Origin of the sequence: Pseudorhizobium tarimense, from assembly GCF_022968135.1 — a bacterium.
GTDB lineage: Bacteria > Pseudomonadota > Alphaproteobacteria > Rhizobiales > Rhizobiaceae > Neorhizobium > Neorhizobium tarimense.
On the sequence record NZ_JALJRA010000039.1, the window covers coordinates 1 to 9,486 of the forward strand.

Sequence of the window (9,486 nt, forward strand, 5' to 3'; positions counted from 1 at the left end):
TCCGCTTCATCTGTCCGTCCTTCAAATCGAGGCCGGACTCTAACTCCAGGTGGAGGAAAAAATCAGTAGCAGGTCAAAATCGCCAAGCTCCAGGAGCAACTCAGACAAGCCGAAACCAGAGAAGCCGATCAGATTGGCCGCATCGCCTTAAGGGCCGGCCTTGGTGAGATGGAAATCCAGGAGGCGGACCTTCAGGCAGCGCTCGAAGAGGTGGCGAGACGCTTTCGCGCCATCAAGCCAGCTGGGAGTGAACGAAAGAAGGCAGGCAGCGTCGCCTCACGTAGTGGCCAGTCCGAAACGGTCACGTCTGGCGCGGATGCGGGCAGCTCTGGCGAGGCTTGAACGGATGGCCAGGAGCGCAACCACTGACGCCCGCAAGAAAGACACGCGCGAGAAAATCGAGCTGGGTGGCCTGATCGTTAAAGCCGGCCTTAGGTTTGAGAAGCGGGCCACATTGCTTGGAGCATTGATCGAGCTTCGAGAGCGCCTGAGCTCGGACGACGGAGAGCGAACGCGGCTGGCGGCGATCGGAGCGGAGGCATTCGGCGATGAAGGCGATTAAGGTCGCATTTATCGCCGTGCCTGCGGCGATGATGATCGTCACGCTACTTTCCACGACCGGGATGGAGCTATGGCTGGCCGGGTTTGCAAAGACGCAAGTTGCGAAGCTTGCACTGGAACGAGCAGCGCTCGCAGCGCCATATATCGCGTCTGCAGCGGTCGGCTTCTTGTTTCTGTTCGCAACGGCGGGCACCTTGCACATCCGCGCCGTCGGCTGGGGCGTCGCCATTGGAGACGCTTCGATCATCCTGGTCGCTTGTGGAAGAGAGCTCATGCAGTTTTCAACTGTCACCACACAAATGCCGGTGGAAAAGGCGGTTTTTCCTCATGTCGATCCTGCGATCATGATCGGTGCAGCAGCGGCTTTGATATCCGGTTGCTTCGCAATGCGTGTCGCCTTGATCGGCAATGCCGCGTTCGCGCGGGCAACACCAAAGCGGATATATGGCAAGAGGGCGCTTCACGGTGAAGCTGACTGGATGAAGCTTAGCGAGGCGGGCAGGCTCTTTGAAGCAGAAGGTGGCATCGTTATTGGCGAACGGTATCGGGTGGATCGCGACAGTGTTGCCCGCGTCTCCTTCCGGGCCGACGTCAAAGAAACCTGGGGCACCGGTGGCAAGGCACCGCTTCTCTGCTTCGATGGCTCGTTTGGTTCTTCTCACGGCATCGTCTTTGCTGGTTCGGGCGGCTTCAAGACGACGTCAGTGACTATCCCGACGGCGCTCAAATGGGGAGGTTGCCTCATCGTGCTCGATCCCTCCAATGAGGTCGCGCCCATGGTGCGCAAGCACCGGGAAGATGCCGGCCGACGGGTCCGGATCCTTGACCCGCGCCAACCTTCGACGGGCTTCAACGCACTCGACTGGGTCGGCCAGTATGGCGGCACGAAGGAAGAAGACATCGCCTCCGTTGCCTCATGGATTATGAGCGACAGCGGTCGTGCAAGTGGGGTGCGAGACGACTTCTTCCGAGCCTCCGGCCTTCAACTTTTAACCGCGATCACCGCCGACGTTTGCCTCTCCGGCCATACAAAAAAGGAAAATCAAACGCTGCGCCAGGTGCGAGCCAATCTTGCCGAGCCCGAACCGAAGCTGCGACTGCGGCTGCAGGAGATATATGAAAACTCTCAATCCGATTTTGTGAAGGAGAACGTGGCGGCGTTCGTCAACATGACGCCGGAAACCTTTAGCGGCGTCTATGCAAATGCCATCATGGAGACGCACTGGCTTTCTTACGAGAACTACGCAGCGCTTGTCTCGGGCTCGACGTTCCGCACCGAGAGCCTAGCGTCGGGTGCAACGGACGTCTTCATCAACATTGACCTCAAGACGCTAGAGACGCATGCCGGACTGGCGCGCGTTGTCATAGGTTCCTTCTTGACGGCGGTCAACAACCGCAACCGCTCCAGGCAAGATCGGGTCCTATTCTTGCTCGATGAGATCGCGCGGCTTGGCTATATGCGCATTTTGGAAACAGCGCGAGACGCCGGCCGAAAGTACGGCATCACGTTGACAATGATCTACCAATCAATTGGGCAGCTGCGCGAGACTTATGGCGGGCGCGATGCGTCCAGCAAATGGTTCGAGAGTGCGAGCTGGATCAGCTTTGCAGCAATTAACGATCCGGAGACGGCCGAGTATATCTCCCGGCGCTGCGGCACCACCACGGTCGAGGTCGATCACGTCAGCCGCAGTTCGCAGGCCCGCGGATCGTCGCGAACACGATCGAAGCAGCTCGTTGCGCGGCCGCTGATCCAATCTCACGAAGTTCTTCAAATGAGGACAGACGAGCAGATCGTGTTCACAGCTGGAAATCCGCCTCTCAGATGCGGTCGCGCCATCTGGTTCCGGCGCAAAGATATGACGAGCTGCGTACAGAACGGTGACAGGCGTCTTGCCTTCGATTGGACTCCTCCACGAGATCAAGGGTAGGAGTGTCCCCGACTTCTTGAACCGGTAAGCGAACCTTAGCTCGTTTGAGTCAGGGCACTTTGCACGTCCGCGAGCTGGGCCACGGATGCCGCATATCGACCTCTTTAGTAAGGTAAAGTGATGTCCTCACCGATCTGCCTTCCGCCAGTCTCAAGGCAGTCCCTAAGTCGTTCCCTGTCCTCGTCAGTCATCAAGCCTGACCCTGCCTTGATAGCTTCTTGCCACGCCGGTCCCCTTTCCCACGCTTCGGTATAGACGAGCGCGAGGTCGGCATGTCGGCGGGCCTGGGAAAGGGCTTCAATGAGCAGGGCAGACTGCTGAATGTCCTTGTCTCTCTTTAGCGTCCCCTGTCCGTCGGTTCGGCGCCTGGAGGCGACAATGAGCTTGTGAACCGCATATCGCTCGGGAGCTGGGACATTTACCGGGACGCCGCTCTTGTGGAGCATGACCGTTCTGATGGGGTCGCGGATCAGGAAGTCGAGGAACCGCAACGGATCCGCACTGGCTCCTCCCAAGGCAGGCATCCGCGATGGCTGGTCGATATAGTCGTCGCTGCCTCTGTTGGAGGTCAGGAACTCAACGCGATAGCCGCTGTCTGTCTGAAATGCGCTTGAGGCGGCTACTCCCGATCGATGAGGAACGGGTCGGAAAGTCGGATCGACGCTCTGCAGCAAGTCGAGGATGGGGGGCAGGCTGTCTTCGACCTCACGCGATATGGCATAGTCCTGAGCGACGTCGGCATCTCCTGTTAGGAGGGCGGCGATGGGCAAGCGTACTCCAAGAATCCCGGCGTAGGTCTGGAAGGCGACCGTGCCGATCAGGACGCCGCGTAGCCGAAAGAGGCCTCCGGCCGCAAGTGCATCGACGATATCCCCTGTCAGCGTATCTGGCGCAATCATCCCGCCTTCACGGGTCAAGCTGGTGACCATGCGCCTGCGAGCTCGGTAGTCATTCTTGTCGCGCTTGAAGTCCAGCACCCGCTTTGAGATTTCTAGATCGTCGACGGGACCGACGTAGCGCCGAGACTTGCTACCTTTTCCGTCGGGAATGTCGATGTACCAATACCGCTTGTCCTTCACCTGAGCGGTAATGAACCGTCCTTCAGGCGGGAAGTCGGCGGTCCACGCGGCGTCTATAGACCGTTGTACTAACTCCGCGAGCATGGTCTGATACATGAGGTCAATGGGTTTCATAAGGCTCGGCCCGGTGCTGTAGCTCTTCCGAAGTGCGGGGGTACTCGCGCATTCGAGGAAGAGGTTGCTATCTGGATTATCAGTGTCTCGGCTGTCTTGCGAATGCGGGTTTTGATCCTAGGAACTGTTTTGGCAGGTTTTTGCCGCGCCGCTTGCACATTCGGAGATCGCTATACCGCACATGCTTTGAGCCCGCCTCGGTTATTACCGTTTTGCAAAAGCGGTAATAACCAGAACGGGGGGTAGCTCGCAAGCGACTTCCTTTCTTGTAACTGCAGATTAGCTACAGCTGAGGGGAGGGCAGAGCAGCAATCCCGACATCTTATGATCGGGGACAGCCTCAGGAGATTTCGCCGCTTGGCCAGAGAGGTCGAGCATCCATTGGGGTCAATCACGAAGCCTTTCGTTCAGCCCCGCCGGAGGGCTCCCAACTCGTTTTTCCTGCAATGTCAGGAGGCACTGAAGGATATTTCCGTCAAATGGCCGAGGCAAGCGTCGGGGCCAGGTGCTGTTCCCTGAAGAGGCTGCAGCGGCTCAAGGATCGCTTCCCTCCACGCAACACGGCGGAGAGTGTGTCATGATCTGAGCGCTTCATCAGTCCCTCCTCCTTCGGGAGGAGGCCCAGTTCTATCTGTCGCTACCGGCCCAATTTAAGTGTCGCCCTCGGCCCTCTTCTGATGTCGTTTGACGTTGCGTTCAGATTGCTGTCAAGCGAATTGAAGATTTGACCTCCAGGGGGTCAGTTTCTCATTTCGCCTGACAATTGCGATGTGGAGCGCGATCTTGTGTCTTTGAAGAGGTGAGGGGAGCCGTTCGCTTGATGGGTCTAATCGGCCCGCTCATACCGACAGAATTGAGGAGTTTGGATAGCCTAGATGGCTGTGCCACTCGAACAAGAAGACAAGGATTTGCGGCAGTGGGTGACGGTGGCGACGGAAGTTGCCAACGCACCGACAGTAGATTCGCCGGGTCATGAAGACAGGCCACTCCGTGGACGCGGCCTCCACCTAACGTCGCCTGTGTTATGTCATTTCACACGAAAATTGCCGGCCTTCCTACGTCCGCTTGTTTCTCTGCCTTCAGGAGCGACCTTGGCATGTGAAGGCGCCAGAAGCCGCGCCACCATCTCCGGCGGCAGCGGATGGCCAATCAAGTAACCTTGCGCTGCTTCGCATCCGGCAGCCAAGAGAAAGTCTGCCTGCGCTTCAGTCTCTACGCCTTCCGCCAGAACTTCCATATCTAGCGTCCGGGCAAGAGAGATGATCGCGGAAACAATGGCGTTGTCGTCTGGATGAGTTGGGGTCTCTGCAATGAATGATCGGTCGATCTTGAGCTTGGAGAGAGGAAAGCGCTTCAGCATACTCAGGCTCGAATAGCCTGTGCCGAAGTCGTCCAACGCCAAGGTGACGCCTAGCTCAGTAAGCTGTGTCATGCTCCGGACGGCCGCGTCCACATCCTGCATGATCAGGCTTTCGGTGATCTCGATCTCAAGGCAGCAGGGGCTGAGCCCCGATTGGGCGAGCACATCCGAAACTAGCGTCGTCAGCCCGCAATCCTGGAACTGGCGAGCGGACATGTTCACGGCGACTTTGAGCGCCGGCAATCCAGCATCCTGCCAAGACCGTGCCTGCCGACAAGCCAGCTCTAGAACCTTGGCCCCGAGTTCTAGGATTAGTCCGCTCTCCTCCGCCAAGGGAATGAAGCTGCAGGGCGAAATCATTCCCTCCGTTGGGTGGCGCCACCGCGCGAGAGCCTCAACGCCGAATATTTTCCCTGTCTTGAGATTCTTTTGTGGCTGATAGTGAAGCAGTATCTCACCGTTTTCAACTGCGCACCTCAGCTCCTCGCTGCGCCGGAGCTTGAGCGAAGCCTCCTCGGCCATATCCTTCGTGAAAAGAACGGCTGCATCCCGGCCTTTGCGTTTCGCGCGATACATGGCGAGATCGGCATGAGCAATGAGCTGCGATGCGCGGCTCCCATGCTCTGGAAAAACAGCTACTCCGATGCTCGCGGCCGGTCTGAGCTCGTGGCCCGCTACCAGCCGGGGTTTAGCTACTGACGCGCGAAGAGCTTCCGCCAGAGGCCAGATCTCTTCTCCCACGTCTGGTAGGACCACCACGAATTCATCGCCTCCAATGCGCGCTGCCAAGCCGTTCGAACCGATTGCGTCCGATATCGACGCCGCCACCTGCTTGAGTAGATCGTCTCCTGCATCGTGTCCAAGGCTGTCGTTGATGAGCTTGAAGTTGTCCAGATCTAGGAAGGCGACTGCAATCCTTTTGTTTTCATCCGCCGCCTTCCGAAGCAGTTCCTGGAGGTCGTGATCCAGGCGGTCGCGCTTCAAGAGGCCTGTGAGGGCGTCGTGCTCGGCTAAGAAACGTATACGTTCTTCGGCTTGCAGGCGATCGATTGCAATCCCTGCAAGACGGGTTACCCCAGCTATAAACTCGCAGAATGCAGGGTCTGGGCGCCTTCCGAAGATCGTGAGGACAAGAACCGCATGTAATCTGCCATCGGACGCGCGAATGTCGACAGCCTTGACGTAGTCGCTGCTGGATTGTAGCCCTGTGACAAGCTCTTCTACATCCTGAGCGGCAGTGGCCATCTCCTGCACGTCAAGGCGGGTTGCGGTCAGCCAGCTAGCGGTTGGACATCCGCTGAACCTCAGCTCCTTGTCGCCCTGGGGAACGAATAGGGCGGTCTTCACGCCGACAGCCGTTTCCTCGATCAGCGCCGTCACACCTCCGAAGAATTCATTCACGGGAACCCCATCGAGGATCATCCCAAGGAGCCGCGCCTGGACCGACATAAGGCGCTCCGACGTCTTTCTTGCGGTGATGTCTCGGGATGCGCCGACAACGCCCACAATCTTGCCTTCAGCGTCCCTCAACGGGACGCGCGACATCATCAGCCAACGGTCTGGGCCGCCCTTTATGGCGCACTCATCGATGCCCATGTCGGCGACACCGGTGTCGATCACGCGGCGCTCGATCGCGGCGATCGGCGCGGCAAGTTCAGGGCCGTGGAGATCGAAGTCGGTCAAGCCGATGATGTCCTCTACCTTGGCCAACCCATTGTTCCGCACGACGGCCTCGTTGGCGTAGAGGAAGCGGCCTTGAAGATCCTTTGCGTAGATGTAGTCCGGGACGTGATTGATCATCGCTTCCAACCAGCTGTACCTGTCGGCGAGCGTCGGCGCGTTTTCCCGTAAAAGCCTCGCAGCATCTTTCAGGTGTTCGAGAAGCGATTGCTCAGGAACTTTTTCCGGGGAGGTCAATTGAGGTTCAATGGTTAGGCTATCACGCACGCGGGCAATCCCAGTTCTCTCTCATCTTTGTTCAGAGGAGTTAAGGCGCCGCTAATGTTGCAGCGAGCGGCGGGATATTGTTCCGTAGGCACCGTATTCCGGTTCGTCGCCTTCGTGTTTGGTCTCTCCGGCTGCTCGCCAAGCGACAGAAAGCTGTTCATAACTGCGCCTTTGGTATCGGAGGGCGCAGCCATTCCGATGGCTGCCACACTAGTGGTCAGACTGGCTCCGCGTCCTGAGAAGCAAGTCACGGTCGGAGTTAGCGGAACAAGCCCTATATGCGACTATGGAGCCGCCCGCTACCGCTATAACAGCGTCGACGTGGTTAAAATTGCATGTTGCCCCTATGACGATTCTCGCCAGGGGCATTGGTGGCAGGGAGTTCCGGGCAGAGGCCGCCTCTGAACGGGCTGTGAATGCTGCTGCGCCATGGCTGGCATTTGCCTTAGATAACAAACTCGTAGTGCACTTCATTATCGCAGCACCTCGGTCACAAATTTTGGCTGAGCGCGAGTGATGCGGCTCTGAAACCCGATCAATTCGCGGCCCAACACGAGCCCCTCGAATGGATGCTCGTCTGCCTTGGCGAAGACCGGGTCAAGAACCGGCTTGCAGACATTCATGCGCATTGCCACCTCCTCAATGCTGATCTGCGGCGGCAAAAGGTGCGATCTGTCTAGACTGGCAAGAACGATCTTCCCTGCCAACGGCTGCGGGTAGCCGTCAAAGACGGTGAAAGCGCTCAGGCCCTCGCACAGACCCTCCTCATCAACGATAAGAACGTGGTTCGTATCGAAAGGCACGAACTCGACAAGCTGGCATCCAATCAGGCGGTAGGTTTGAGAGAACGCGATGGGTGCGGCGACCTCAGCGGCTTGAATGGTTCCTGCTTCCGGGTCCATCAGGTAAAGGATTGCCGTTGTGGTCATAGTCTCTCCCTTTCCGTCTTCGCAAAGCCGTCTTTTCATGCCCATCGTAGAGCCCCAATTCTGCTCACGGGTTCGCGCGGAGCAGCGGTGAGAGGGTGGCAAGGCGATAACACTGGTGTTTCGCCTTGCGGAGGCAAAGCCCAAGGGGCGCCGCGCCCGCGGCGATCCTGCACGAGAGCGAAGCCTTCGAACGACGCGAAGGAAGGGCGGGGAGACCGTTTTCTCCTTGGTGAAGCAGAGGGGAGCGGCGCTCCCCTTTCCTTCATTCAATGACCAGATAGGACGCCCTCGGCGTCACGTCTTCCTGCTGCCCCCCTGCCAGGGGAGGCTGCAGGCTCAGTCCTTCGTAGGCCTTGTCCAGATCAGTTGGAAGCTGTCTGTGCCTTCTAATTGCGACAGAGTGGCATAGATCGGAGCAGGGAAGCTTGGATCATCGAGCTTGACGGACAAGTAGTCGCGGTTTCCGTCCTGAGAGGTCTTTCTCCATGCGGCTCCAAACTCAACATTGCCGGCGAAGACCCGAAACTCCGGTGCTCTGTCTGAGGGAGCATCGGTCGGTGTGATCCGCGCCTTAATATTAAGCGCTAGTGTCCTGATTGCGCCAGTGAAGCCATTGTCGGTAGGGGTGAAGGTACCGATGGTTGCCATTCGCGTAGCCCTTTCTTCCTGTGAGACCACGCTTTCCGTAGCCTCTTCGTATTGCTTGAAGTCGAAGATGATCAAGCCACCCTATATGGGCTCAAGGTCAGCAAAATGGGCAACTGCCAAATGTGTTAGTACTTTCGTAGAAGGGGAAGTGGGAATGCGCTCATAGCAAACCTGCAGCTGAGCGTCGCAGGTTTGATATGGCGAGACCGTGGTCACATGGATGGAGCATGTGACCGACGAGCACGTAAGTCGCGTCCGCGATGAGCGTCGCGGCCCCTTGTTGATAGACTTACCTTCCATTGTCGCGCTCATCTTCGAACGAACATCGTTGTGCGATATGACAGCAAAGACGGGACAAAGATGCTCGCCAACTAAGATGGGTTCATCCAGCTCCCGATCTTCTAGGGGCCGGGCGGATGCAACCGGGTATCGAGCGCGAACGCTTATTGAAATCTCAACTCATAGGCGCCTGCCGGGCCGCCGGCCAAAAAGATCAAGTTCCAGCTATAGGCCGATACTGCGCTGGGGACCGCGACGAAGCGATGTACGCGCAGCAACTCGTCTCCGAAGGCCTGTTGTCCTGCGCCGGGAATCCCTGGCCGCAGCCAATTTGGATTGGGCACGGAGTTCGGTTCGGCAACGTGAACATCGGCGAGAGCGGAAATGACGGCCGCCGTAGCTCCTGGCTCACCAGCGTCAGCTCCTTTTTTGGATGAGACGTAGACAAGGCGGGCAGTCTAATCGTTTTCCTTCAGTCCCGGCGACGCTCTCGATACGCTGATGGCAACGACAATGAAGTTGGCCAGCGAGTTCCATAAGATAGATTACGCGACAGCCATGTGTAAGGGCTATTTAGTAATGCGACAGTTGGGCCAGTTAGAGATGCGACAGTCTCGCCTCTTGATGCACTGGTCAAA

At 57.9% G+C, this 9,486-nt stretch carries 7 protein-coding genes and 1 pseudogene; 3 read left to right on the forward strand and 5 right to left on the reverse strand.

Annotation, left to right across the window (positions count from 1 at the left end; translation table 11 throughout):
- Window positions 1-78 precede the first annotated feature (78 nt).
- From MUU54_RS24090 to traG, 3 genes are read left to right on the forward strand one after another with little or no spacing between them, the layout of a single operon-like run.
- Window positions 79-342, forward strand: a complete 264-nt coding sequence (locus MUU54_RS24090; RefSeq protein ID WP_247246480.1) for a TraC family protein — start codon at window positions 79-81, stop codon at window positions 340-342.
- 4 nt (window positions 343-346) lie between these two features.
- The gene (traD, locus tag MUU54_RS24095) at window positions 347-562 is read left to right on the forward strand and encodes a type IV conjugative transfer system coupling protein TraD (protein WP_247246475.1); all 216 of its coding nucleotides are present in this window, start codon (window positions 347-349) and stop codon (window positions 560-562) included.
- Window positions 549-2,492: a Ti-type conjugative transfer system protein TraG gene (gene traG, locus MUU54_RS24100; protein WP_247246476.1), complete on the forward strand. Its 1,944-nt coding sequence runs from the start codon at window positions 549-551 to the stop codon at window positions 2,490-2,492. The genes traD and traG overlap by 14 nt, the downstream gene beginning before the upstream one ends.
- Before the next feature lie 104 nt (window positions 2,493-2,596).
- Here traG and MUU54_RS24105 read toward each other — a convergent pair whose 3' ends face one another.
- From MUU54_RS24105 to MUU54_RS24125, 5 genes and pseudogenes are all read right to left on the reverse strand, one after another.
- Window positions 2,597-3,685 (reverse strand): nucleotidyltransferase family protein, encoded by a 1,089-nt coding sequence (locus MUU54_RS24105; protein WP_247246477.1) that lies wholly within the window; start codon window positions 3,683-3,685, stop codon window positions 2,597-2,599.
- A 1,027-nt stretch (window positions 3,686-4,712) separates the two neighbouring features.
- Window positions 4,713-6,917, reverse strand: a complete 2,205-nt coding sequence (locus MUU54_RS24110; protein WP_376742271.1) for a putative bifunctional diguanylate cyclase/phosphodiesterase — start codon at window positions 6,915-6,917, stop codon at window positions 4,713-4,715.
- A gap of 548 nt (window positions 6,918-7,465) precedes the next feature.
- Window positions 7,466-7,894: a DUF3846 domain-containing protein gene (locus MUU54_RS24115; protein ID WP_247246479.1), complete on the reverse strand. Its 429-nt coding sequence runs from the start codon at window positions 7,892-7,894 to the stop codon at window positions 7,466-7,468.
- A gap of 363 nt (window positions 7,895-8,257) precedes the next feature.
- Entirely contained in the window at window positions 8,258-8,569 is a 312-nt protein-coding gene (locus MUU54_RS24120) for a DUF736 domain-containing protein (RefSeq protein ID WP_247246481.1), read from the reverse strand.
- Window positions 8,570-9,012: 443 nt separating this feature from the next.
- A pseudogene (locus MUU54_RS24125) lies at window positions 9,013-9,246 on the reverse strand (RES domain-containing protein); the annotation flags it as partial.
- Window positions 9,247-9,486 lie beyond the last annotated feature (240 nt).